The sequence below is a fragment of the Streptomyces sp. NPDC048278 genome (assembly GCF_040652195.1).
Lineage (GTDB): Bacteria > Actinomycetota > Actinomycetes > Streptomycetales > Streptomycetaceae > Streptomyces.
Window position 1 is genome coordinate 79,576 of sequence record NZ_JBEZLP010000037.1, and the last position, 25,312, is coordinate 104,887.

At 69.2% G+C, this 25,312-nt stretch carries 20 protein-coding genes and 3 riboswitches; of the genes, 13 read left to right on the forward strand and 7 right to left on the reverse strand.

Annotated features, from left to right (window positions below):
- Positions 1-3: 3 nt before the first annotated feature.
- Both AB0D74_RS41380 and AB0D74_RS41385 read right to left on the reverse strand, forming a co-directional pair.
- Positions 4-891: a hypothetical protein gene (locus AB0D74_RS41380; protein WP_362599017.1), complete on the reverse strand. Its 888-nt coding sequence runs from the start codon at positions 889-891 to the stop codon at positions 4-6.
- A gap of 26 nt (positions 892-917) precedes the next feature.
- The gene (locus tag AB0D74_RS41385; RefSeq protein WP_362599019.1) at positions 918-3,569 is read right to left on the reverse strand and encodes a prenyltransferase/squalene oxidase repeat-containing protein; all 2,652 of its coding nucleotides are present in this window, start codon (positions 3,567-3,569) and stop codon (positions 918-920) included.
- Positions 3,570-3,800: 231 nt separating this feature from the next.
- Positions 3,801-3,932, reverse strand: a riboswitch (cobalamin riboswitch).
- A 110-nt stretch (positions 3,933-4,042) separates the two neighbouring features.
- A riboswitch (cobalamin riboswitch) is annotated at positions 4,043-4,118 on the forward strand.
- Positions 4,119-4,268: 150 nt separating this feature from the next.
- Between AB0D74_RS41385 and AB0D74_RS41390 the strand changes: the two genes are divergently transcribed.
- Complete coding sequence (locus AB0D74_RS41390; RefSeq protein ID WP_362599021.1) at positions 4,269-5,666, forward strand: hypothetical protein; 1,398 nt, start codon at positions 4,269-4,271, stop codon at positions 5,664-5,666.
- A 29-nt stretch (positions 5,667-5,695) separates the two neighbouring features.
- A complete protein-coding gene (locus AB0D74_RS41395; RefSeq protein ID WP_362599023.1) occupies positions 5,696-6,607 on the forward strand; it encodes a cobalamin-binding protein in 912 nt (303 codons plus the stop codon).
- Positions 6,608-6,617: 10 nt separating this feature from the next.
- On the opposite strand, the gene AB0D74_RS41400 is transcribed toward AB0D74_RS41395, so the two are convergent.
- On the reverse strand, positions 6,618-7,115 hold the full coding sequence (locus tag AB0D74_RS41400) for a DUF4430 domain-containing protein (RefSeq protein WP_362599025.1): 498 nt from the start codon (positions 7,113-7,115) through the stop codon (positions 6,618-6,620).
- 32 nt (positions 7,116-7,147) lie between these two features.
- A riboswitch (cobalamin riboswitch) is annotated at positions 7,148-7,285 on the reverse strand.
- 763 nt (positions 7,286-8,048) lie between these two features.
- Between AB0D74_RS41400 and AB0D74_RS41405 the strand changes: the two genes are divergently transcribed.
- From AB0D74_RS41405 to AB0D74_RS41415, 3 genes are read left to right on the forward strand one after another with little or no spacing between them, the layout of a single operon-like run.
- Positions 8,049-9,332 (forward strand): DMT family transporter, encoded by a 1,284-nt coding sequence (locus AB0D74_RS41405; RefSeq protein ID WP_362599027.1) that lies wholly within the window; start codon positions 8,049-8,051, stop codon positions 9,330-9,332.
- Positions 9,333-9,363: 31 nt separating this feature from the next.
- Positions 9,364-10,989, forward strand: coding sequence for a CocE/NonD family hydrolase (locus AB0D74_RS41410; protein WP_362599029.1), 1,626 nt, complete (start codon positions 9,364-9,366; stop codon positions 10,987-10,989).
- 46 nt (positions 10,990-11,035) lie between these two features.
- On the forward strand, positions 11,036-11,491 hold the full coding sequence (locus tag AB0D74_RS41415) for a cupin domain-containing protein (protein WP_362599054.1): 456 nt from the start codon (positions 11,036-11,038) through the stop codon (positions 11,489-11,491).
- 100 nt (positions 11,492-11,591) lie between these two features.
- Here AB0D74_RS41415 and AB0D74_RS41420 read toward each other — a convergent pair whose 3' ends face one another.
- Positions 11,592-12,086 carry a MarR family transcriptional regulator gene (locus tag AB0D74_RS41420; RefSeq protein WP_362599030.1) on the reverse strand — a complete coding sequence of 165 codons (495 nt, stop codon included), beginning with the start codon at positions 12,084-12,086 and terminating at the stop codon, positions 11,592-11,594.
- Positions 12,087-12,175: 89 nt separating this feature from the next.
- Here AB0D74_RS41420 and AB0D74_RS41425 point away from each other — a divergent pair, with 89 nt between their 5' ends.
- The 4 genes from AB0D74_RS41425 to AB0D74_RS41440 all read left to right on the forward strand — a co-directional run bounded on the left by AB0D74_RS41425 (position 12,176) and on the right by AB0D74_RS41440 (position 15,725).
- A complete protein-coding gene (locus AB0D74_RS41425; protein WP_362599032.1) occupies positions 12,176-13,111 on the forward strand; it encodes an NADP-dependent oxidoreductase in 936 nt (311 codons plus the stop codon).
- A 78-nt stretch (positions 13,112-13,189) separates the two neighbouring features.
- Positions 13,190-13,621, forward strand: a complete 432-nt coding sequence (locus AB0D74_RS41430) for a nitroreductase family deazaflavin-dependent oxidoreductase (RefSeq protein WP_362599034.1) — start codon at positions 13,190-13,192, stop codon at positions 13,619-13,621.
- 102 nt (positions 13,622-13,723) lie between these two features.
- Positions 13,724-14,617, forward strand: a complete 894-nt coding sequence (locus AB0D74_RS41435; protein ID WP_362599036.1) for an alpha/beta hydrolase — start codon at positions 13,724-13,726, stop codon at positions 14,615-14,617.
- A gap of 592 nt (positions 14,618-15,209) precedes the next feature.
- Positions 15,210-15,725: an XRE family transcriptional regulator gene (locus tag AB0D74_RS41440; RefSeq protein ID WP_362599038.1), complete on the forward strand. Its 516-nt coding sequence runs from the start codon at positions 15,210-15,212 to the stop codon at positions 15,723-15,725.
- 718 nt (positions 15,726-16,443) lie between these two features.
- Here the strand turns inward: AB0D74_RS41440 and AB0D74_RS41445 are convergent.
- Positions 16,444-17,214, reverse strand: coding sequence for a hypothetical protein (locus AB0D74_RS41445; RefSeq protein WP_362599040.1), 771 nt, complete (start codon positions 17,212-17,214; stop codon positions 16,444-16,446).
- A 742-nt stretch (positions 17,215-17,956) separates the two neighbouring features.
- Between AB0D74_RS41445 and AB0D74_RS41450 the strand changes: the two genes are divergently transcribed.
- On the forward strand, positions 17,957-19,240 hold the full coding sequence (locus AB0D74_RS41450; protein WP_362599041.1) for an MFS transporter: 1,284 nt from the start codon (positions 17,957-17,959) through the stop codon (positions 19,238-19,240).
- Positions 19,237-20,163 carry a hypothetical protein gene (locus tag AB0D74_RS41455; protein ID WP_362599043.1) on the forward strand — a complete coding sequence of 309 codons (927 nt, stop codon included), beginning with the start codon at positions 19,237-19,239 and terminating at the stop codon, positions 20,161-20,163. Before AB0D74_RS41450 ends, AB0D74_RS41455 begins: the two co-directional genes overlap by 4 nt.
- Before the next feature lie 307 nt (positions 20,164-20,470).
- On the opposite strand, the gene AB0D74_RS41460 is transcribed toward AB0D74_RS41455, so the two are convergent.
- Together AB0D74_RS41460 and AB0D74_RS41465 are read right to left on the reverse strand one after the other, a co-directional pair.
- Complete coding sequence (locus AB0D74_RS41460; protein ID WP_362599045.1) at positions 20,471-21,490, reverse strand: hypothetical protein; 1,020 nt, start codon at positions 21,488-21,490, stop codon at positions 20,471-20,473.
- 920 nt (positions 21,491-22,410) lie between these two features.
- Positions 22,411-23,241, reverse strand: a complete 831-nt coding sequence (locus AB0D74_RS41465; protein ID WP_362599047.1) for an alpha/beta hydrolase — start codon at positions 23,239-23,241, stop codon at positions 22,411-22,413.
- A gap of 544 nt (positions 23,242-23,785) precedes the next feature.
- On the opposite strand from AB0D74_RS41465, the gene AB0D74_RS41470 reads away from it, so the two are divergent.
- Both AB0D74_RS41470 and AB0D74_RS41475 read left to right on the forward strand, forming a co-directional pair.
- Positions 23,786-24,442 carry a TetR/AcrR family transcriptional regulator gene (locus AB0D74_RS41470; protein ID WP_362599048.1) on the forward strand — a complete coding sequence of 219 codons (657 nt, stop codon included), beginning with the start codon at positions 23,786-23,788 and terminating at the stop codon, positions 24,440-24,442.
- A gap of 514 nt (positions 24,443-24,956) precedes the next feature.
- On the forward strand, positions 24,957-25,312 hold a 356-nt coding region (locus tag AB0D74_RS41475; protein ID WP_362599050.1), incomplete at its 3' end, for a response regulator.

Sequence of the window (25,312 nt, forward strand, 5' to 3'; positions counted from 1 at the left end):
CGGTCACTCGGTACGACGGCGGCGGCGCGCCACGTACAGCGCCGCGCCGCCGATCACCGCGACGAGCGAGACGCCGGTGAGTACCGGGACGACCGAGCCGGAGTGGTGCGGGGCGTCGGCGGCAGGTGCCGCGTCGACCACCCGGGTGCCCGGGCTCGACGGTGGTGCCGTGGCCGAGGGGCTCGGAGTGCCGGTCTTGGTGGGTGTCGGGGTGGCGCTGCGGGCGGACGTCGTCGGCTTCGGGCTCGGCTTGGCCTTCGGTGTCGCCGTGGGGGGCTTGGTCTGCTGCTGTTCGGGCGCGGGGCCGGTGTCCACGTCCGGTGGCAGCGCGGGCGCCTTGGACGTGGAGGCCGGGCGGCCGGTGTCGCCCTGCGGGCGGGTGTTGTGGGCGCGCAATTGGTCCGGGGTGACCTTCGGGCGGCCCTCGGTGCCCTGGATGTTCGTGGCGCCGAAGATCCAGAGGTCCACGCTGCCGGGCTTCGGCTTGTAGAGCATCGCGCCGAGCTGGCTGTAGGACCAGTCGCGGGCGCCGGGGTCGGCGTGCCAGTACGACCAGTAGGCGTCCGCGGGCGGTGTGAGCACGCAGTCGTCCTGGGCGGCGGTCGGGTACTGCTTGCCGTGCTGGTAACCGCTGTAGCCGATACGGCAGATGAAGGCCGGGCCGTCGTGCTGGGTACCCGTGGTGGCCCAGCCGCCCTGGTTGAGAAGGTCGTAGCCGGTGGTCGGGGTCGTGCCGCAGGAGCGGAGGATCGGACCGCCCCAGTGGCTGAAGTCGACGGCGAGCACCACTCCGGAGGTGGTGGTGCAGCGGCCCATCGGCTGCGGGGCTGCGGAGGCCGGGGCGGCAGTCACGCCGAAGCCGACTGCCGTGAGGGCAAGGGCCGTCAGCATGCGGGACACGGCCCGCCGGAGGGCGCTCACCGGTCATGCCCCGCTTCCGCACGCCGTCGCGCCGTCACCGTCGTACGCCATCCGGCGAGCACGAGCAGCGCGGCGATCGCGGCCAGCACCCCGACCTGGACGCCGGTGGAGGCCAGCGCCCCGCTGCCGCCGCGGGTCCCGCCGTCACCGCCCGGGGTGACGATCTCCGGAGCGCTGCCGCTCGGGTTCGGGCTCGGGGTGGAGGACGGGGTCGGCTGGGGTGAGGTGCCGGCGAGGCTGCGCTCCAGGGTTCCGAAGGAGATGCCGGTCGCGCCGCCCACCGCCTGCGTGGAGGCCCTCAGGTCGGAGCCGCGCTGGCCCTCCTTGGCCACGTTGAACCCGCCGTCGGTGTTCTGCTGGGCGGCGAGGCACTTCTGGGCGTCGGTGATCTCGTCGGCGTACTTCTGTGCGTCCAGGGAGAGCCCCTGCACCGCGAGGGCCGCCGAGTTGACCGAGTTTCCGGCCGCACCGGGGAAGCCGCCGTCGGGCAACTGCTTCGACGCGATCCAGGTGAGCGCCTTGTCGACGGCTGCCTCGGCCTTGTCACCGCCGGCCAGGTCCAGGGCCATGGCGGCGATCGCGGTGGAGTCGACGTCGGTGTCGCCCGTCGCGGGGATCAGGCTCGGCCAGGCGCCGCTGTCCTGCTGGAGGCTCTCCAGGTAGGCGATCGGCTTCTCCGGCCGTTCTCCGGCGCGGAGTTGGGCCATGACGGCGAGGGACTGAGCGAACACCGAGGGCGCGTAGGTGTAGGCGCCCTCGGCGGCGCAGGAGCGGTCGGGGGCGGTGCTCGGCTTCGCGCAGACGGCTTTGTCGAGCGCGGCGATCAGGTCGTGCCCGGCGAAGTCGCGCGGGTCCCGGCCGACCGCTTCGGCGAGCAGGGCGGTCTTGCCGAGGGAGCCGCCGGCGGCGTAGGCAGTGCCGATGCCCGTCCAGTCGTCGACGGTCCGGCCCTCGCCGTCCTTGCCGCCGAGGTCGAGGAAGTCGACGATGCCGCGCAGCTTGGCGTTGTTCAGGCCGGTGGCGGCGAGGGCGTAGGCGCCGTCGATGGTGAGGCCGAAGTCGGCGCGGGTGGTGCCGGGCCCGGCGGTGTAGTACTGGCCTTGTTTGAGGTTGGCGGCGCTGGTGAGATATGCGACGCCCTTCTTCAGGTCGGGGCCGATGCCGGGAGCGGGCGTGGTCGGGGTCGGGGAGCCCGAAGGCGAGGTGGGCGGGTCGGGCTGCTTCGTGGTGAGGGTGACCAGGCTGGTGCCGGCACCGGCGAGGACGGCCGGCGGGGTCGGGTAGACGGCCGGGTCGGTGGCACCTTCGTCGAACCCGAAGCCGCCGCCCGCGAGTTGCTGCCGGGAGAGCCAGCCGACGGCCGCGTCCGCACGGTCGCCGTCCCCGAGGGCGCGCAGCGCCTGGGCGGCGTACGCGGTCGCGTAGACGCTGCCGGTGGGGGAACCGGTGTAGCCCGGGAAGGCGCCGTCCGCGCGCTGTGCCTTGGTCAGATAGGTGCGGGCCTTGGCGACCGCGTCGTCGTGTCCGCCCGCCTTCCGCAGGACCAGGGCGACGAGGCCGGTGGTGGCGGGATCGCCGTCGCAGTACTCGCCGGGGCCGATGAGGATGCTGGTGATCCCGCCGTCCGCGCACTGGAGTTGGGTGAGCCGGTCGACGGTGGCGGCCGGGGGCGTCACGCCGGCCCGCAGCAGGGCGAGGACGGACAGGGCCTGGCCCTCGGCGTAGGTCGCGTTGCGGAAGTCGCCCTTGGCCGTGCAGCCGGGGGTCGGCTGACCGGACTCGGGACCGGCCGCGCAGACGTTGGCGGTGAGGTCGGCGATCAGGTCGTGGCCGCCGACGGCGTGCGGGTCGCCCTCGGTGGCCTCGGCTAGCAGGGCCAGGCGGGCGGCGGCGGTGGCATCGGGGGCCTGGTCGGCGCCGGACGGGTAGGCGTAGTCGGCGGTGTGGGCGGTGAGGAAGGCCGTGACCTTGTCGAGGGTGGCGCTCTTGCCGTCCGCTGCGGCGAGGGCGTAGGCGGTCTCGGTGGTCAGGAGGTAGTTCGGGGTGCCGGCGCCGTCGTCGACGACGCGTTCGCCGTCGGTGAGGCCGCTCTTCAGCCACCGGGCGGCCCCGGCCACGTCGATCCTGCCCGTACCGCCGGTGGGTGTGGTGCTCGGATCGGGCGTCCCGCCGCCGTTACCCGCGCGTACGTCGTCGGGCGTGAAGGCCGGCCTGCCCGTCGTACCGCCGACGTCCGTGCCGCCGTACACCCAGGCGTCGACGTCGCCGTCCTTCACCTTGCGGTCCATCGCGCCGTACTGGCTGTACGACCAGTCGTCCTGGCCTGGCGAGGCGGTCCAGTAGGACCAGTACGCGGTGGCGGGCGGGGTCAGGACGCAGGACTCCTTGTCCGGAGTCGGGTACTGCGTACCGGAGTTGAACGAGCCGTAGCCGATGCGGCAGATGAAGGCGGGGCCGTCGTGCTGGGTGCCGGTGGTGGTGAAACCGGCGTCGTGGAGGAGGTCGTAGCCGGTGGTCGGGGTGGTGTCGCAGCCGCGCTCGGCGGTGCCGCCGAAGGCCCCGAAGTCGACGGCGACCACGGCGCCCTTGGTGGCGGTGCAGTCGCCGACCCCGTCGGCCGCGGCGGAAGTCGTCGTGAGGAACGTCACGAAGCTCGCGAGCAGAGCGAGCAGGGCCGCGCCGACTGCCGCCGTACGTACGTCTCTTCGTCTCCCCGTCCGTACGCCTTCTCGTCTCCCCGTTCCGGTTCTCACCGCGGTCCCCCTCGCCGGCTGTCCGGCGCGGACGGAGACGTGGCAGGGGGCCTTCGCCGCCCGGAGTCACTGCCCCGGCGCACGAAAGCTGCTCGCACCACGCCGTAGTCCACGACGGCGTCTGTTGCTGTTGAACACGCTCCAGGCAGTCCGGCTCGCCCGGCACTGCTGCCGGGCCTACGGTTGCGGGTCAGCGCCGGGATTCGACCGGCTTCCCCTGGAACTCGTTGCGTATCAGCCGGATTTGAACATGGTTCACAGGGAGCGTCAAGGCGGTGCACAGGCGCGCCCCGGTGGGCTCGGGTGCGCTCCCGGGACGGCCCTGGCGGACCCGGTGGTCCTCGGGTACCGTCCCGGACTGCCGAGTGGGGGAACCCGGTGGGAGTCCGGGGCTGACGCGCAGCGGTGTGGGACGGCAGGGGGCCGACCCGAGCCCGAATGCCCGCGCGGCGAAGCACCGTTGACAGCCGAGTCCACGCGTCCCGGACGGCGGCCACACCCGCCGCGCCGCTGTGGACCGGCGGGACCGGTCGGCGTCCTCCACCCAAGGAGCAGGCCATGTCCCGTCGTACCGCCGTGTCGCCTAGTACCGCCATGCCGCGTCGTACCGCCGTGTCCGTCCTCGCCGTGCTGGGTGCCTTCGCGCTCACCACGCTGCCCGCCGCCGCGACCACCACCCCCGCCCAGATCGCCACGTCGAAGACGAACGGCGTGACCTATCTCAAGTCCCTTCAGGCGGCGGACGGTTCGTACGCGGGGTCGGGGCTGTCCAACGAGTGGGCGTTCAGCGCGTTCGCCGCGGCGGGCACCGCCGCCGTGGACGTGACGCCCGGCGGCGACGCGACCAAGAACGCGAGAACCGTCTACCGCAACCTGCTCGCCACCAGCGGCTGGCCGTCCTCCTCCCCCGTCGTCACCGACTACGAACGGGCCACGCTCAACTCGTACGCCGCCGGCATCGACCCGTCCCGGGTCTCCGACGCCCGCAACCTGATCGCCGACATCTACGGCTACTGGCAGACGTCGGAGGCCGGTTACTTCGGTCCGTCGGCCAACTTCAACGGCACCGTCTTCGCGGCCCTCGCCCTGAACGGGGCAAAGACGACGGCCGGTCAGGTCCGCGTCCCGCAGGCGCTGCGCGATTCGATCGTCACCCGCATCCGCGCCAACCAGCACAACGACGGCGGCTGGAACTACAGCAAGGCCGAGGGCAACGCGACCCAGCTGGCGGCGGCGAGCGACATCGACATGACCGGCGCCGCGATGGCCGCCCTGTGCGTGTCGGGGGTCCCCAACACGGACACCGACATCGTGCAGGCGAAGGCGTTCCTGAAGAGCAAGCTGGTCGCGAGCAGCGGCGCCTTCAGCGCGCTGTTCGGGGTCAACACCGACTCCAACGGCTGGGCGGTGTCGGGTCTCAACGCCTGCGGCATCAACCCGCAGACCGGCGACTTCCTCACCTCCCAGGGCAAGACGCCGGTCGACTTCCTGATCGCCCAGCAGTTCAACCCCGGCGGCGGCTTCAAGTACCTGCCCAGCGACACCAGCCCGTCCGCCTACGCCTCCATCGACGGCCTGCGCGCGGTCGCCGGAGCCGGGTTCACCGCCACCCCGCCCGTCCCCACCACGACCGGCGCCCCGCAGTGGGTCGGGCAGACGTCCCTCACCTCCGGTACGGCCACGAAGCTGGCGCTGACCGTGGACGACGGCGCCGGGAACCTGAAGGTGTGCTCGGTGGCACTGACCCCGACCGGCTCGACGACCACGCTCGGCGCGGTGCTCGACGCCGCCGTGAGCGCGGCCACCCCGTCCGGCTGCGTCACCGCCGTGACCCCGTCCTCCGGCACCGGCACGATCACCTCACTCAACGGCACGGCCAACAGCGGCTCGAACACCTGGAAGGTCAGCGTCGACGGCGGGGCGTTCGCCACCGCGGCCAGGGAGACGACCGTGGGCGTCGGCGACACGATCGCGGTGCGCTGGGGAGCGTGAGGAGTTGTAAGCGGTCATAGGCTCGCGGGATGCGCATCGTCTCCCTGCTGCCCGCCGCGACCGACATCGTCGCCGAACTCGGACTGTCCGCGCGGCTGGTCGGCCGTACCCACGAGTGCGACTGGCCGCCGGACGAGATCGCGTCGGTACCGGTGGTGACCGGGGCCGACCTCGATCAGGACCGGCTCACCAGCCGGGAGATCTCCGACGCGGTCGGCGGCTCGGCGCACTCCGGGTCGTCTCTGTACACCCTGGACACCGAGGCGCTGGCTGCCCTGCGCCCCGATGTGATCCTCACCCAGGACCTGTGCGACGTGTGCGCGGTCTCGTACGAGAAGGTCAGCCGGACCGTCCGCCTGCTCGACGCGGACACCCGCGTCCTGAGCCTGGAACCGCGCACGCTCGACGACGTCCTGGACTGCCTGGTCACGGTGGGCGAACTGCTCGGCGTGCGGGAGCGGGCGGAGCGGCGCAGAGCCGAACTGCGCGCACGACTCGACCGCGTCCGCGCGTCCGTCGCCGACCGGGACCGACCCCGGGTGGTGGCGATCGAGTGGCTCGACCCGCTGTGGCCGGCCGGCCACTGGGTGCCGGAGCAGCTCACGGCCGCCGGCGGGATCCCGCTCCTCGCCGCCCCCGGCGAGCACACGAAACCCATGACCTGGGAGGCGGTGCGGGCCGCCCGGCCGGATGCCGTCCTGATCCTGCCGTGCGGCTTCCCGCCCGAACGGACTCTGCGGGAAGCCGAGTTGCTGACCGCCCTGCCAGGGTGGGACGACCTGCCGGCCGTACGGTCCGGCCGGGTCTGGGTGCTGGACGGGCCGTCCTACTTCAACCGCCCGGGGCCACGGGTGGTGCGTGGGGCCGAGGTGCTGGCCCACGTCCTGCACGGGGTGCGGGCCGGGGAGCCGGTCACGGCGTCCGAGGCCCGCCCCTTGTGAGTCGCTGCGCTCAGAACGCGGTCCAGGTGAACGCCACCTTGTCACCGGCGTTCAGCTTGAACTGGCAGCCGCCGACGGGGGTCGAGGTGCCGTTGACGGAGATGTTCCAGTAGGCGGTCCCGCCACCGTTGACGCCCTTGATGGTGTCGACGGAGTAGTCGTCGAACGACGCGTACCAGGTCCCGTCCCAGGTGAAGTGCCGTTTGTGGGCGGCGTCGTCGAGGGCGGCCGTCGGCGTCGGCACGGCCGAGGGATTGGCGGCGCCGTTGGTGCCGTCGCAGTGGTGCGTGCCGCCGGTGGCGGTGGTGACGTCGTGCCCGCGGGTTCTGATCTTCCCCTTGAAGAGAAGCCCGTCCGGGCCCTGCACGGTGAGCGTCACTCTGACGGGAGCGTTCGTGTCCAGCGCGCTCTGGGCCTGCGCGACCGCCGGAGCGGACGCGGCGAGCGCGAGACCGAGGACGGTCGCGGTGACCAGGGTGCGGGTGCGGGGTGCGGATGTGCGGCGCAAGGCTGAGCCCTCCTGTAGACCATGACAGCGAGAAGCGGATCGCTGCACACGCCGGGCATCCCGACTCACGGCCGCTCATGGGCCGTACACGGTTGCAGGTCAGCGCCGGACTCCCACCGGCTTCCCCCCGGACGTGCGCATATGCACGAAGTGCCCGCATCCTAGGGGCTGTTGGGGACGGAACACCAGACCTTCACCCGGGCGCCGGTCCTGCCGGACTCGGAGCCTGTCTCCCCGTTCCGCCAGGCCGGCTCGGCAGTGCGTAATAGCCGTACCGCCGACACAAGCAGCTCCAGCAATTGCTTCCCCGGGTCAGAACCGGTCGGTTCCTCCCGAGCGAACCAGCTGTCCCCCTGTCAATGTCCTCCGCTTCTGGCGAGAAACCTCAGGTTTTGACGGGCAAAGATGGTTGTCCAGCCGAACCACCTCTGCGGCTGACGCTTGCCCCATTCCGGTACCGGCCGATGCACTGGGCTTGCGCTGCACGACCTCGTGGAACGTGAACATGGTGTGGCTGCGCCCCTGTGTCGCCGACCGGCCCCGGCATCGCTGCCGATCCGTCGGGGCTCTGAGCTGCCCCACTCCCCACAGCACAGAAACCGCGTACCCAGTGATCAATACGGGACATACACCCGGCTGTTCCTTGGCCTTGTTCAGCAGGACCGATCCCATCCCGGCCCATACCTGCGCATGCTGCCCTTCAGCTCCCGGACGCCGGTCGGCGGGTTCCGCGGGTGTGCCGATGCGCACGACCGCGACGCAATGCGCGCATGTGTGTGACGAGGCACGACCTGACCTACGTGGCCAGACGGAGAGGAAGGGAACGCGGGACCGACACGCGAACGGCCCCGTCCCGCCTGTGTGTTTCACACGGGACGACATCGAGGGCCGTCCGTCCTTCGTCCCGCACAACGCGGACGGCGGGACGCACGCGTGAAGTCCAGGCTCGATCCGCTGTCCATGGCCGCCATGGCGGTCACCGTGGTCGCCGTCTCAGCCACCGCCCCGCTCACCGCCGCCGCCTCCGCCTCACCTCTCGCCATGGCCTTCTGGCGCAACTGCCTCGGCTTCGCCGTGCTCGGACCGTTCCTCCTTGTACTGCGCCGCCGGGAAGTGGTGCGCGTCACGCGGGGCGAGCGCGGCCTCCTGCGCCGGGAGCAGTGGTGGCCGCTGGTCTTCGGTTTCCTCGCCGCCACCACGCTCGCCCTCCACTTCGCGGCCTTCATGACCAGCACCCGGTTGACTTCCGTCGCCATGTCCACAGCGCTCGTCGCCACCCAGCCGCTATGGCAGGCTCTCATCGCCGCGGCGCAGGGTGCCTGGCTGCCCCGCCGAGCGTGGATGGGTCTCGCACTGTCCGTGGCGGGAGCGGCTGCGGCCGGCGGCCTCGACATCAGGTCCGGTGGTACAGCGCTACTGGGCGACCTGCTCGCCCTCGTCGGAGCCGTTGCCCAGGCCGGGTACACCGCGCTGAGCGAGCGGTCGCGCGCGGATGTGAGCACACCCCTCTATTCGACCTTCACCTCGCTGGTGTGCGGCATGGAACTCCTCGTCGTCTGCCTGCTGGCCCACATCCCGTTGACGGGCTTCGACAGATCCACCCAGCTGTCGCTGCTGGGGCTACTCGTCCTTCCACAGATCCTGGGTCTCGGCTCGCTGAACTTCGCCCTCGGCAGGACCTCGGCGACGGTCATGAGCGTCCTGCTCCTGCTGGAGACCCCCGTGGCCGCGCTCGCGGCGTGGTGGTTCATGGGGCAGGGCATCAAGCCCGCGACCCTGCCCGGGCTCGTGCTGATCATCGTCGGCGTCACGGTGGTGGTGACGAACGGTGTACAGCAGACCACGGAACAGCGCGGCAGGCACCGCCGTACGCGAGTGTCTGCCCCGGCAACCGTCCCGTACACGCCCCAGGCCATGCCCGCGCCGCGGCGGTCGGCGTTTCCCGACTTCACCGAACGGGACCCGAGAGTGGAATGGGCGGCGCACACCGTGGACACGAGCCCGACGGTAACGCTCACCTACCACGGTTCGGGGGCGTTCGACACCCTGCTCCTGCGCAGACCGCAGGTGGGAGAAGGCGAGCCAGGCCTCGATGGTCCCGCTGGGCCACCTGTCCACCTCCTGCCGGTCCGTCAGGTCCGCTGCCCGGCCCTGGTCCCGGAACAAGTCCGGCACGCCGATGGCGGCAGTTCCGTGCACCGGTCCACCGAGTACTGATCCACAGTCATCAAGAACGGATGGAGCCCCTATGGTCGACGTCAATGTGACGCCCTTCGAAGTCGAGGTCCGGAGCCGCACCGGAAACCTGCTGCGGGCCGATGTGTACCTCCCCTCGTCCGGCGACGGCCGCTACCCGATCGTGCTGGGGGCCTCTCCGTACCAGAAGGCGCTGCGCCACCTCCCGCCCAACCCCGTCTTTCCGTTCATTGAATACGGTCCGATCCAGCTGTACCTCGACAACGGCTATGCCTATGTCGCGATGGACCTGCCCGGCACCGGCCGCTCCGAGGGAACCTGGGACCCGGTCTCACGCGGTGAGGGTGAGGCCATCCACGACATGATCGAGCACGTTGCCGTCCAGCCGTGGAGCACAGGCTCGGTCGGCATGATCGGTATGTCGCACTACTGCTGGAGCCAGTGGAACGCGGCGCGCACCCGTCCGCCGCACCTGAAGACGATCGTGGCCTACGACGGCGCGACGGACATGTACCGCGACTGGATGTACCACGGCGGAATCCCGATCCAGGGGTTCCTCAACACCTGGCTGTTCGGATCGGTGCTCTACCAGCACGAGCTCAGAGGCATCGACTTCCACGTCGGCGACAAACACGAGTACATCTACGACGTCCTCTCGCACCCACTCGACGACGAGTGGCAACGCCGCAGGTCGCCGTTCTGGGAGCTGCCGTCCGTCGACATCCCGGTGTTCTCCATCGGTGTGTGGGGCAAGGCGGCGTTGCATCTGCGCGGCAACTTCTACGGCTTCGAGCGGGTCCGGGGACCGAAGAAGCTCCTGGTCGCTCATCCGTCCAGCTTCGCCGAAGCGCAGATGTACTACTTCGACGAGCAGTTCCACCGCGACGAGCTGCTCCCCTGGTACGACCATCACCTCAAGGGCATCGAGAACGACGTGATGAAGCAGCCGGCAGCGCGCTTCTACGTCAACGGCGAGAACACGTACAGGTCAGCCGCATCCTGGCCGCCACCGGACGCCACGCCGACGACCTTCCACCTCACCGGGACACACAGCGACGCCGTCACCTCGCTCAACAACGGGTCGCTGACCGAGGCCGAACCGGACTCCGAGCAGGACTCGACGTCGTGGTCGTACCCGGATCCCCAGTGGATGGCCGGTGTCACCGTCTTCGACAAGCACGGCGTGCCCGACCACGTCGCGCGCGTCAACACGTTCACCTCGCCGCCGATGGACCGGGACCGGGAGTTCACCGGCCACGGTGTGCTGACGCTGTACGCCTCTAGCGACCAGACGGACATCGATGTCTTCGTCAAGGTCTCGCTGGTGTCCGCCGAGCCCGACGCCGGGCTGCCCGTCAAGGTCTCCCAGGGATGGCTGCGCGCGTCGCACCGCGCGGAGAATCCCGAACTGACTTCCGACATGCGCCCGTTCCATCAGCACACGTCGGTGGAGCCGCTGGTGCCCGGCGAAATCTACGAGCTACGGGTGGAGCTCCTGCCGATGTCCTTCCTCGCCCGCGCGGGCGACCGGATCCGGCTCGAACTGACCAACCAGGACTCCCTGATCACCGACGCGCCGATGACCCACTTCTACGGAACGAAGGTCGGCACCGACACCTACCACCACGATCGCGGGCACCCTTCGACACTTCGCCTGCACGAACGTCCCCGCACCTGATTCCCCTGACCCGATTTCCCTCACCTGAAAGGAGTCTCCCGTGAGCATGGTCTATCTCGCGCAGCCCGAACAGCAGCAGCAACTCGAATGGCTCGACGGCGGCACACTGGCGATGCTGCTCGACGGCCAGGCCACCGACGGCCAGCTCATGATCGGCCGATTCGACGTCGCCGAGGGAGAAGCGCCGCCGTATCACAAGCACACTCGCGAGGACGAGGTCTTCCTGCTGCTCAAGGGCACGGCCCTGGTGTGGTGCGACGACCAGGAGTACGAGCTCGCCGAGGGGGGTGTGGTCTTCCTGCCCAAGCAGGTCCCGCACGGATACCGCATCACGTCCAGGAAAGCCGACCTGCTGATGATCAACACCCCGGCCGGCATCGAAGGGATGTTCCGGGAGACCGGCCGCGACAAGTCCACGCCTCGTCCGCCCGGCTTCGAGGTCAGGCCCGACCCCGGCGTCGCCGACAAGTACGGCAACGTCATCATGGGCCCGCCACGCTGACCGGGCCGCTCCGCACGCGAACCACGGGCCTCGGCCGGCTCGCTCGGCCCTGCGGGCGCGGGCCCCGGTCGGCCACGGCCCGCCACCTCCAGCGGAGCGTTCAGGGCCGCCTGCGGCGCGATGCCGCGGAGCGGGGCGGAACGGTGCGCATGTGCCGGCGGACACTGTCGAGGACTTCACCGAGTCTGGTGACGTCGTCGTCGGTCAAAGGCTCCAGCAGATGCCGGCGCACGACCTGGACGTGACCGGTCATGACCCGGTCGAGCAGAGCGCGGCCCGCCGGAGTGAGGGAGACGATGACGCTGCGCTCGTCCTCCGGCGAAGGCGCCTTGACCACCAGTTCCGCGTCAGCCAACTGGCCCACCTGGTAGGTCAGTCCGCTGCGGCTGTGCACGAGCCGGTCGGCGATGTCGGTCATCCGTTCTCGCCCCTCGGCGCTCTCTCCGAGCACGGCGAGGATCTGGAACTGGGTGTAGCTCAGTCCGCCCTCCTCTCGAAGCTGCTGGTCCACGGCGTGCTGGAGCAGGCTGCCGACTTCCATCAGAGCGAAGTAGGCGGCCAGCTGCTGGGGTTCGAGAGGGGCGGCGTCCGGCATGCCGATCAGTCTACTTGCTGCGAATTCGAAGCAGACGTACGATGGCGGCATGCTTCGAATTCGAAGCACAACCAGAGTGGAGGTTACCGATGAAGGCGATTCGATTCCACGAGTACGGCGACCCGGGCGCACTGCGCTACGAGGACGCCGAACGGCCCGAGCCGGCCGAGGGCGAGGTACTCGTCGAGGTGGCGGCGACCTCGTTCAACCCGGTCGACGCCGCCATCCGCGCGGGCTACCTGCAGCAGATCTTCCCGGTGTCCCTGCCGCACATCCCGGGCATCGACGTGGCCGGGACCGTAGCGGCTCTCGGTGCGGGCGTGACGCGCTGGTCGGTCGGCGAGAAGGTGATCGGGTTCCTGCCGATGGTCCCCGACGGAGCCGCCGCTGAGTTCGTCACCGTCGCGTCCGAGATCCTCGCCCCGGCGCCCACGACCACCCCGCTCACGCACGCGGCCGCACTGCCCGCCGCGGCCCAGACGGCATGGCAGGCGCTAATGGAGCACGCCGACCTGCGCGCCGGGCAGCGGGTGCTGATCAACGGTGCGGGCGGCGGCGTCGGGGGATTCGCGGTGCAGTTGGCCAAACGGGCCGGGGCGTTCGTCATCGCGACCGCCGCCCCGCGCAGCGCCGGCACCGTCCGCGCCCAGGGCGCCGACCAGATCATCGACTACACGTCGGCCGGCCCGGCCGACGCACTCACCGAGCCCGTCGAGGCGGTGCTCAATCTGGCGATGGTGACCGAATCCGAGATGGCCGCCCTGACCGGGCTCGTCCGGGACGGTGGAGTGGTCGTCACGACGGCGACACCCGCCGTGGGCGACGCGGACCGCGGGGTACGAGCCGTCGGCATGCAGTTGCGGACCGATGCCGGGCAGCTCGAGAAGCTGGCCAAGATGGTCGACGCCGGGGAGCTCAGCATCGACGTCAGCGCCAGTTACCCCCTCTCGGCGGCGGAGTCGGTGCACGAACTCAGTGCCGCCGGACGGATCCGCGGCAAGGTCCTGCTCATTCCGGCGCGCTGAGCCGGTCGGCCGATTCCCACCGCCGTATCGATCGGCCACGGCTCCCCGCACCACCCCCACACATCCGAAACGGAGTGAATGATGGTCGACACGAGTTCGTTCAACGCACGCATCATCGCGGAGTTCCGCGCCCGTCACGGGCAGGTCGGCGGAGGCTTCGACGGGGCGCCGCTGCTCCTGCTGCACACGGTGGGCGCCCGGTCCGGCACCCCCCGTATCAATCCGATGATGTACCTGCCGGACCAGGGACGCTACCTCGTCTTCGCCTCCAAGGCCGGGTCCGACCGAAACCCCGACTGGTACTACAACCTGCTCGCCCACCCCGATGTCCAGATCGAGGTGGGAGACGCGATCCGTTCCGTGCACGCCGTCGTGCTGCAGGGAGACGAGCGCGACGAAGCCTTCGCCGAGCAGGCACGCCGCTACCCCGGCTTCGCCGGCTACCAGAGCAAGACCGAACGGATCATCCCGGTGGTCGCGCTGACACCCACTGACGGATCCGTCGCATAGGTCACGCCTCGTGACGCCTGCCCCCGGGACCGTTCCACCGGTTCGGTCCATCAACTCCTCAGCTCCTCACCAAGATCTGCCCGAAGCCGGAAAGGCACCGTCATGACCCAGCAGCAGCGTCAGGCCCTGGACGAGCTCCTGCGCCACGCACCGCTCGACGTCGGCGGCGAGATAATCGAGCAGCGCAAGATCTTCCACGAGATGATCTCCTCCGTACCCCTGCCCGACGACGTATCGGCACAGCGGGGCGAGCTCGGTGGGGTACCCGTGGTGACCGTGGAGACCCCGGGTCTCGACCCGTCGGCCGCAGTCCTCTACTTCCACGGCGGGGCGTACGCCCTCGGATCGGCGCTCGACTCGGCGGGCCTGGCCGCCGACGTGTCCCGGCGGGTCGGGGCCCGGGCCATCTCGGTCGACTACCGGCTGGCCCCCGAGCACCCGTTCCCCACGGCCATCGACGACGCGGTGTCCGCCTATCGCGCGCTGCTCGCCGAGGGCGTACCCAGCGGGCGGATCGCGTTCGTGGGCGAGTCGGCCGGCGGCGGCCTCGTCGCCGCGACCCTCGTCGCACTCAAGGACACCGACCTGCCCCAGCCCGCCGGGGCCGCGGTCTTCTCACCCTGGGTGGATCTGACCGTGTCCGGCGCCAGCGCGACCGGAAAGGCCGAGCTCGATCCGGCGCTCACCGCCGAGGCACTGCGCATCAGGGCCCGTGACTACCTCGGGGATCACGACCACGCCCTGCCGCTGGCGAGTCCGATCTTCGCCGACCTCAGCGGTCTGCCCCCGCTGCTCGTCCAGGTCGGCTCGCACGAGATCCTGCTCGACGACGCCATACGGCTCGCCGGCCGCGCCGCCGGCCACGACGTACCCGTCCAGCTCCAGGTGTGGCCTCAGGTGCCACACGTCTTCCAGGGCTTCGCCGCTCTCCTTGACGAGGCCGGTCAAGCCCTGGATGCCGCGGCCGAGTTCATCAAGCAGAACTGGGCCGACTGAGGAGCGTGACGCCTCCCCCACGACAACGAACCAGTTCCGCAACGTCACAGCGCTGAAGAAGTCGCAAGAGGCACCATCGATGAATCTGACACGTTACAGCCAAGAACAGAAGATCAAGCACCTTCTGCATTGGGCAAGCACCTGGAGGGATAATTCGGTCGGAGAAAGCATGTGGTCCTACTCGCAGCGGCTTGGAGGCTCGCACGCCCTTTTGAACGGCTGGTCGAAGAACATCAGGATAAGAAGTTCACTCACCCCGGACGAGAACAGGCGGCTGGACTCCGCACTCACCAGGTCGACGGTCGCCCGACGCAGGGCGGCCCCGCACTCCCGAAAGGTGAGGTGAGGCGACCGAACGGATGGGACAAGACCTTGCCTTTCCATCCCATCAACGGTAGTCGATCAGAAAGGTTCGCAAGAGATGACCTATTCTTATTTATTGAGACATCCTTGAGCCATCCCCCGTGTTCTTGGGTGTCCCAGCCGCCACAACGTAGCTACTGCATGAGGCGAACAACCAGTGAACTCACCTCCATATTCGACGGCTTTCGCGTCGGCCGCACGTCTGCGCCTCGGCTTGTCACACGCCCAGGTGGCACAACATCTGGGCCTGCTCGGGACAGCAGTTCACTCGGAGCTCGTCGAGGCCTGGGAGATGGGTATTCTGCGGCCCACCGAAATTCAGCTCTTCGCTCTGGCAGATGTGCTGTGGTGTCGAACCGCCGAATTGATGGGATTCTACGAACCACACAGTCTGGCCGAACTGCGTCTGTCTCGTCAGTTCACCGCGGAGAGATTAGCCGCGCTTATCGAGATGGAAGCCACGGCCTACCAGCAGACCGAGCGACGGAACCGGTGGCGGGGAACGTGCCAGCAGACTCTCGCCCTACTCAACGTGATGAACCTCTCCCTGCCACAACTGCTTGCCGTGACCGGTCAGGCCGATGTTGATTTCTCTATTCGATGCCGTGAGCGCACGGTTTCACCGGCGCAGAACCGAGAGCGTCTGCTCCAAAAGCTCGTAACACAACCTCGCGGAAGCATCCCGGTCGAGCGCGACCTGAATGGCCATTCGGTCGCTCGGGAGAACGTGGGTACTCGGCTGTAAGTGGTGGGCGACGGTGCGTGGATGGCGGTCACGCCGAGTTGGGTGGCGGCGCTGCTGCACGAGGCGGCCACCGCGCTGATCGCGGCACACGACCCGGGAGACGGCCTGTCGACCCGTGAACTGATCTCCAACGTGGTCTCCCTGCCGCCGTGGTCTCCCTGCCGCCGGCCGGTTTCGAAACCGCCGCCAACCTCAGCGGACAGCCCGAGGGTTTGGGCTGGTCATTCTTGATCGACGGCAGGTTGTGGGCGTGGCGTTGTTCGACGCGGCTGCCGTCGGCGCGGCGGCCCGATGCGCACGCCGTTGTTCCCGCTCACGGACACCGTCCGGTGCCGTGGCGCGAGGAGATGAGGGCGTCAGGGCCGTCAGTCGGGCACAGTCGGCCTGGATGAGCGCGGCGGCTTCCACCTTGCCGAAAACGTCCTGCAAGGTCCGCTCGCCGGGAGCCGCGAAGCGGCCGGTGAACGGATCGCAGGGACAGCCGAGGACACGAGCGTCCCTGTCGGCGAGGGGAGCAAGGGCGCCGTGTCCGGGGCGAAGGGCGTGGGCGATGACGAAACAGCGAGCACGGCAACCTTGCAGATCGTGGAGCGTAGAGAACCCCGTGATCGCAAAGGGCCGTACTCGCCTTGCGCCCATGGCTGACACGGCGTCACCTACTCAACCGGGCACGCGTGACTCTCCCCGGGACCCTGCAGTTGACCTGCGACGATCGAGGCTAGAAGGCGGCAGCAGCCACCGCCTCGGCTTCCGGCAGCAGGTCCTTGCTCTCCTGGATCACCCTCTCGTAGGTGCGCTCATGGTCACCGCTTTCGAGAGCGAACCGCAGGAGCGAGGCGGACCAGTTGTCGAAGAGCGAGAACGTGCGGTCCACAACCCGCTTGGCTTCCTCGCGCTGTGCGTCGTCGAGGGACGGCAGGCTTTTCTCTTCCACCTCGGGCGACTTTATGCTGTGCGACGCCTCCGCCATGTAGTGCTTGGTGCCGAAAAACTCACACTCACGACCGTCCCGCAGGGCGATTCCCCGACAGTGGGTGAAGATCGTGAGCGAGACGGCCTCGATGGACTCGACCATCGCGAAAACGGCGTACGTGGGGGCGCCCGCGGCGAGCGCGGCCAGTTCCAGGCAGAGACGTCGAGAGTGGCTGAAGTCCGCGCTCCACAGGACCCGCGTGGCGTCCGACAGAGGCATGCTGCTGTCGGCCCCCAGCTTCTCCAGGTCGGTCAGCATCCACTGCCAGTGGAAGTCCTCTTCGTACGTGTGCGCGTTCAGAAGGGTCTGCAGCTGATCGGGCCGGGCATTGCCTTCGTCTTTGCGAAAGACGTACTTGTTCAGGTCGGAGTAGCCCATGATGAAGGGAACCACGCTGGGCCCCCACGCCAGACGCCTTTCTCCGGGGAGCGACTCGTCGGCGAGCAGGCGAGTGAAAAATTCATGGCTCTCGTACGTTTTCCGATGTTCTTCGATGTAGTCGATGACCTTCTGCATGGAAAACTCCGTTTACGACGTGTCGACATCTCCGCAGCAACAGGCGGACAAGGCATCGTCGCACAGGTCTCTTCAACTCATCATGCTTTCATGAAGCATTGACGTGATTCTGCCCTTCCTTCCTGTCAGGATTGCCCTTCTTTCCGGAGCGCGCAGCCGCACCGCGACCGCCTCACGCACGACGGTCTCCGTATGCCACCGTGACCTGCATTCTTTCAAAGCTGCGCCCTGATTTGTGGAATCACCCCGAGGAACCAGAGCCCGTGATACACACGGACGGTTCTGCCTGCCCAAAAGTGCAAGCCTGACTGAATCACTCCGATGTCGCCCACGTGGTCATTACTTTTCCAGAGTGCCGCGTCTCACGGGTGTGGTGCGCCAAGAAAGGAATCATGTGGAAAGTCGGGCAGATATTCCGATAACGGTGTCCGCCGCCTCGGCGCTGGCGGTCGTCCGCGCACTCCGTACCACCCGGTTGCGTTCTGTCCCCATCGGGTTGAACGAGGACGGACGCCGGAGACTGCTTCCGGCCCACACGGTCGAGAAGGCCGTGGTGGCGAGGCCGGAGGGGGCGCCGTGGGAGGAGTTCCAGTCGGCTGTCGAGCCGGCCGCGGCGGTGCCGCTCGCCGGCGCGACATCAGGATCCGCACCGCCATCAGGCCGTCACGTGCGCGGAGCTGATGGTCCGCGGCAGACGAAGAGTTGTGCCCTCTAAGCCAAAACACGTTCTCCGGAGTGCCCGGTGTCCTCGACGTCTCCTGCCTCACTTTCGGGACGGGCCGCTTTCACCTCGCTCAGTGTGCCCAACTACCGTCTCTTCGCCGTGGGCGGGTTGATCTCCAACTCGGGCACCTGGATGTCTCGCATCGCCCAAGACTGGCTGGTGTTGAACATCACCGGCTCGTCCTTCGCGGTCGGTGTCACCACCGCCCTCCAGTTTCTGGCGATGGCAGCACTCGGGCTGTACGGCGGTCTCATCGCCGACCGCTACCCGAAGCGCCGGATACTGCTCTGCACCCAGACGGCCACGGCCGTACTGGCCCTGACCCTGGCGGCGCTGACGCTCAGCGGTCACGTCCGGCTCTGGCACGTGTACGTGATCGCCTTCCTGCTCGGAGTGGCCACCGTGGTCGACAACCCGGCCCGGCAGGCGTTTGTCGTCGAAATGGTCGGTCGGGACCACATCCGTAACGCGGTCTCCCTCAACTCCGCCTCCTTCCAGGTCGCCCGCCTGGTCGGACCGGTCCTGGCCGGTGCCCTGATCGGCGCCTTCGGTGAAGGCTGGGCCTTCCTCTGCAACGGCCTGTCCTTTCTCGCACCGCTTGCGGGACTGCTGCTGATGCGCACCCGCGACCTTCATCCGATCGAACTCGCGCCACGGCGCAAGGGCCAGCTCCGGGAGGGCCTGAGCTATGTCGCCGCGCGTCCGGATCTGCGGTGGTCACTGGTACTCGTCGGTTTCATCGGAACGTTCGGCCTCAACCTGCCGATCTGGCTGTCCGCCTTCGCTCACGACGTGTTCCATGGCGACGCGAGTGCATACGGCCTGTTCAACACCTCGACGGCGGTCGGCTCGGTAACCGGCGCCCTGCTCGCCGCACGCCGGAGTACAACCGGACGGCGCCTGCTGATCGGCTCGGCGACCGGCTTCGGGCTGCTGGAGGCGGCAGCCGCCCTGTCACCCTCCCGTGGAGTGTTCCTCGTGCTGCTGGCGCCGGTGGGCCTGTTCGCTCTTACCTTCAACACCACGGTGAACGTGCGCCTCCACATCGCCACCGACCCGGCGATGCGGGGCCGGGTCATGAGCATGCTCATGATCGTCTTCGTCTGCGGCACCCCGATCGGCGGCCCGGCGGCAGGCTGGATCACCGACACCTACGGCGCCCGCTTCGGCCTCCTGTGCGGTGGTCTGGTCACCGCCGGCACAGCGATCGGCATCGGTGCGGTCCTGGCCAGGACAGCCGGCCTGCGGCTGCGCCCCGGCCTGCCGCGCGAACGCACACAAAGGACCGACAGCACAGCATGAATCGCGTCGCTTTCGTCATTCCCTATTTCAACCCGGTCGGCTACCACAGCCACCTCGGCAAGCTGGCGCTGTCCCTGCAGGCGTTCCGGCGAGCCGGAATCATCGAACAGGTGTTCCTGGCTGGAGCCGGAGGTCCGGCGCCATCAGGTCCTCGCGTCCTCTTCTGGGACGACACATGCCCGTTCATCTGGCACAAGGAGCGGTTGATCAATCTGTCGGCCGGCCTCCTCCCGCCGGACTACACGCACATAGTGTGGGTCGACAGCGACGTCCTGGTACCGGACGACTGGGGTGCGCTCGTCCTGAACGCCTTTGAACGAGCCCGACTCATTCAGTGCTTCCAGTTCGCCCGCTATCGTCTGCCCGACGGTGGAACATCGCGCACCCGCGTCGGCTGGCTGCACAGCGACGGCAGGGGCGGAAGTTCCCCGGGGCTGGCCTGGGGCGCACACCGCGACTTTTTCAGCGGCGGACCCGGGCTGTTCGAACTGGCGCTGGCGGGCGGCGCAGACACCCTGCTGGCCCGGACCGCTGCGCGCAGCGGTCCGGACGTGTCGACGATTTCCTGGGTCAGTGCCTGGTCACCCGAGATCCGGTCCCGTTTCCACGCGTGGGTACGCGCGGTGCGTGTGTGGCTTGCGGCATCGGACCGTCCGGGCCCGGTGGCGACCGAGGCGACCATCGAAGTCGTGGAACACGGCCCACTTCACGCGCGTGCTTATGTGAACCGGCAGAGCCTGCTGGCGGATGTGTCGCCCGACCGGCATCTCCACGCCCGAGCAGGTCGGGTTCTCCGATGGACTCCTCTGGGACAAACCTCTGTCGAGCCACGCTTTCGCACGTACTTCCACGAACGCCGGGAGGACGATGCCATGACGTTCGACGTCCCTGGAGTCCCGCCCTCCTCGGCTCCGCTGCCCTGAGCTCCGGTGTACGTCTGACGGCGGCCCACGAGGGCGGCGAGCGGACCCTCCTCCCGTCGGTGACGCCGTTCGGGGTGAGCTCGGCGTAGGGGCAACAACGTTGCGCGTAGCGTTCCAAGGTCACCGTGTGGTCGCTGAGTGCCAGTGAGGTGCCGCGGCCGGAGAGCAGGGCAGATGGATCCGGCTGCCCGAATCGAGACCGGCACCGACTCCTTCCGCGAGCCACCCGGACGGATCGTGGCGGTGAAGTGGCCCGAGTCCGACAAGACCGTTGCCGGACGCCTTTTCGAGAGTCACTCGTCTACGCTCACGTGAGAAGACTCGTCGCCCGCGCACGACGCGCGGCCGTCGTTGTACCGGTCCGCCGGATGCTCCAACCACGTACGGTGGCAGTGGCGCTGTCGAGGTGGAGCAGCTCTCCGTCGCCGCGACCGCGGTGAGTGGGACGGAAACCGGGGATCACGGCGATTCGGGCACCTCGCTGAGGGTCCCAGACATCCGTGCCGGCATGTCCAACGGAGCAGAGCAGCCCGTCCACCACGAAGAAGCGACCTCGCGGTCCGGCGAACGACGTCATCTCCGGCTGCTGCGCGTCCGTCCGGGAAAACCGGTAGACGGTTGCGCCGTCCACCATGGTCTGCCTACTGCCGCCTATGCCGCCGACAATGAGGCTGTCCTCGTCCAGCCACACGAGCGGCCGGTTCCAGAGGTCGCGGCCACCGGCCACCTGGGAGAAGCCGACGGCCGCGGGCCAGGCGGCATCGCCCTTGCCGAGCCACGTTTCCAGGTTCCAAACCAGAACGCTTCCGAAACCCGGCCAGTGCCATGCGTCCGAGACGATGCGCGACCCTCCGGGGCTCGCCAGCGCGGCTCCGTGAAAGACAGACACCCATGGAGCGCCCTCGTCGTCCGTCGGCATCTGGGTCAAGGACCGCCCGGTCGCCGCCTCGCACGCACGAAGCCTGTTCCACCGGTCCCGGTACACCACTACGCAACGCTGCTCGTGGAGAGTGAAGGTGCAGGAGAAGGGAACCGTGGTGCTGCAGTAGCCGTCGTTGCGGAGTGGGAGCGTGACGCGCCCCGTGGTCAGGTCGATGACTTCGCCGTACCGGCCGTGATCGATCACCACAGCGGCGAACAGTCCGTCCTCCGAGGCGTGCAGTCGGAAGGTCTCATCTCCTTGTCGGGGCGCGTGTCCGTGCGCAACCGGGGCGATGGTGGTACGACCGACTTCGGTGCCGCTCCGCTCCCCCGGAGTCCACCGCAGGATACGACCGCCCTCAGTCAGCAGAAGCACTCCCCGCGCCGTCACGGCCATGTCGGTCACACGGCCCGCACTCACCGGAAGTGACCATCTGTTCACCGTCGTGTCCAGCGGCATCGGTTGCTGGAGAATCTCCGGGGCCCCGCACACTCCCCGGAGGCCGCCGAGGAGCGCGCTCGCGCATTCCTCGCAGACGCGCTCTTGGGCCGTGGCCGTGGTACCGCTGCAGTCCTCACAGACATACATGGTCTGCAGACCGGCCCCGGTGTAACGCAAGTACTGATCGCCACCCGTGACGCGAAGGTGCCGGCACACAGGAAGCCGGTACGGTTGTGCGTCGTGACCGCACGCAAGGTCCATCGGGAACGCTCCTTCGCACCGAGGCCACGGTGCTCCCCCTGCCGGTCCACACCGCTGCTGGCATACAAACAGCCCGATCACCACACCGGACCGGGGCGGTGGCCCTTGCAGGCCGACAAGGCAGCGTTCTCTGCCCATCGGTACAGGCCGACCGCACCGTGAGAGTGCCGCAGCGGCCCCGGTCCACCTGCGGACTCATCGCGCCGACCGGCAGCGAGCGCTGGACGGCGCCCAGAGCGCCAGGCGCCACCGGGACGGGTTGTGCGCGGTCGTGCTTGCCGTCAGCGCCGCGTCGGCGAGGAGCGTGGCGACGGGCACACCGCTGCCCCGTCTTCCGCTCCTCATGGCCGGCTCGGGCCCGTCCCGGACAGCCCAGGACGACCGCACAGACCGGTACAGGCGTCGGAGTCCGCCACCGGCTCACCCATGGTGAAGCCGCCCTGGAGGCGTAGGTGTTGAGGGTCTGTTCAGAAGGATGTCTCGTAGGCCGGTGAGGACGCGGTGCTTCGTCCTCGGCGACGCCGGTCCGCGCGGCGGTCGGCTGCCCATCGGTGACCGTACTCTTCAGGAGCGCTGCGAGCGGCTCCCGCATGATCAGGCGGGTGCCCCGTACTGACCGGGGGTCAGTCGGCCAGGTCCGGCTTGACGACGGTGTCGACGAAGTCCCCGATGGCATCGAGGGTCGCTCCGAGCTGTTCGATCTGCGGAAAGTGCCCGGCGTCGGGAATGGGCACGAAACGGCCGTCGGGGAAGGACTCGGCGTAGCCGCGGCCGTAGACGGGGTTGGCGATGCCGTCCTCCTCGCCCCAGGCCACCAGGACCGGGAGGGTGATGCGGTGCAGCCGGCCGCGGAGCTTGGGGTCGTAGGTGAAGCCGGGGCCGCCGTAGACGGCGAGGGTCTGCTGGTTGGCCGCCGCAGCGGCGCGCTGCTCGTCGGTGAAGGTGGAGAAGTCGGGACGGAAGGCCGCGTTGGCGAAGGAGAGCTTGGTGACCGCCTGGGGCGGCAGGGTGCGCGGGTCGATGACCTGGTTCACCTGCATGTTGGCGTGGATGCCGACGGCGTTGAGGAGGGTGAGGGCGCCGATGCGGCCCTTGGTGTCGCGCAGGGCCATCTCGGCGGCGATCCACCCGCCGATCGAGTTGCCGATCACCATCACCTCGGTCAGGTCCAGGCTGTCCAGCAGATCGAGGTAGGCCACCGCCAGGTCCGCGACGGAGTCGCACCAGGCGGGGCGGGGTGTGCCGTCGAAGCCGGGGTGGGTCGGGGTGACGGCGTAGACGTGTTCCGACAGGGCCGCGGCCAGGCCGGTCATCGTGCGAGGGCCGGCCCCGCCGTGCAGGAGCAGGACGCCGGTGCCTTCGGTGTTGGCACCGTACTCGTCGATCGTGACGGACAGGCCGTCGGCGAGATCGACGGTGCGCGTGGTGGAGGTGGTGGTGGTACGAGCGTTCACAGCGTTGATCCCCATTCGTGAGAGTTGACTCGCACAAACATAGACAGCCTTCCGGCTTCATGCAAGTTAACTCTCATTAAGAGAGTGGACTATCGTCAAATGGTAACCTCGGGATCGGTGCCGCGAGTCGCGGTACCGCCGAGGGTGCTCAGCTGAAGTCGTCGACCGGGGGAGCATGTCCCGCAGATCCCGGAAGTACTGCACACAGAAGGTGTTGAGCGTGACCAAGGCACAGGCCAGGGCGTCATGGACCGTATCCTCTTCGGTGAACACGGCCGTACCGGACACGACATGGAAACCCTGGTCATGCTCGGCGTGCCGACCCTGCGGCGCCCCCAGGATGCAGTGCGCCGTCGTCGCGCCGCCCTCCAGGATGCGGATGCGGGCCGGACCCAGGTCGACGACGGATACCTTGTTCGCGGGAGGCTCCATCGTGAGAGTATGCCCTCACGAAGGAGTGGTGCTCTCCTCAAGGGCTCTGCACGGCTTCTCTCCTCATGGGAGTCCAACCGTCCGAACCGCGCGGACGACGAGAGGTGGACCGATGGGAACACAGAGCACGGCGGGCCGTGCCAACCAGAAACTGCGCACCCGCACCGCGATCGTGCAGGCAGCGGCCGAGCTCAGCCGCACCGGCCGCGAAGTGACCATGCCCGAGGTGGCCAAGGCGGCCCTGGTCTCCGAGGCCACCGCCTACCGCCACTTCCCCGACCTGCTCAGCCTGCTGCGCGAGGCCGTCACCGGGCAGCTGCCCACAGTCGCCGAGGCGCTGCGGCCGGTCGCCGGCTCCACCGACCCGGTGGAGCGCGTGGCCGCCGCGACCGAGTCCCTGCTGCGCCACATACTGAGCCGCCAGGGCGTGGTCCGCGCGATGATCGCGGCCACCATCGTGCGGCCCGCGGAAGCCTCCGCCCGCCCGGGGCTGCGCTTCGGACTGATCGACCACGCGCTGGCCCCCGCCGCCGAAAGCGGCGCCGTCGCCCCCGCCGTGCTGGACCAGCTCAAGCGTGACCTCTCGGTCGTCGTCAACGCCGAGGCGCTCTTCAGCCTGACCGACCTGAACGGGCTGGCCCCCGAGCAGGCCATCACCAGCCTCGTCCGGACCGCGACGACCCTCACCCGCGCCGCGCTGCGAGACAACCGGCGGGTCGGAGGCGGTACGGAGGACGACGCGACAGCCTCGCCCGGAAAGACCGTCTGAGGGGCGCCGGCATGACCGGGTGACGAGACCGTCGCGGGGATACGGCCGCCGGGCCCCGCACAACGCCCGTCGCTCCTGCCCCGTTGTCCGGTCGAGTGCAGCAGCTGCCCGAACCGGAAGACGAACCCGAAGCGGGTACGGCGCACTTCGCTGCGGTCCGACTCGCCGCAGTTGGTCGATGCGCTCGACGTTCAGCAGCACCTGACCGCCATCGGGACGCACGGTGATGTCGATGCCATCGAGCGCGCGGGTAGACCCGAAGGACTTGGACAGCCCGATGCCGGTCAGCGCGGCCGGTGCGGACGAGGTGTGGTTCATGTGCTCCAACCTCCCCCTCCTGCGGGGCCCGTGGCCTCGGCCGTACGAACGGTTCACGGCCGCCGCGTCGTCCTTTCGGCCGAGGCCGTCCGGCGGGCGTCGCCCTCACCCCGCTCGCGGTGCTCATGGCGCTGTTGGGGGGGAGAGACGTGGCCTGCGTCGCCGCCACCCCCGGACTCGAAGGGGACGGCGGGTGGTGGAGGCTGGCCCCGGCATGGGCGGGCGCGGCGGCCGCGGCCTCATCGGGCCGGCCGAACGCGCCGAGGCCGTCGGCGGCACGCTCCACGCGAGCCGGGCCGAGGACGGCGGCTGGAGCCTGATAGCCGACGACCAGGAAATGGTCCGCACGGGCTTCCGGTTGATCCTCCAGGCACAGCCCGGCATCGAGGTCGTGGGCGAGGCGGCCGACGGCGCGGAGTGCGTGGACCTGGCCAGGAGGCTGCGCCCCGACGTGTGTCTGGTCGACATCCGCATGCCGAAACTCGACGGGCTGGAAGTGACCCGGCTCCTCGCGAACCCGAAGGCCGCCGATCCGCTGCGCGTGGTGGTCGT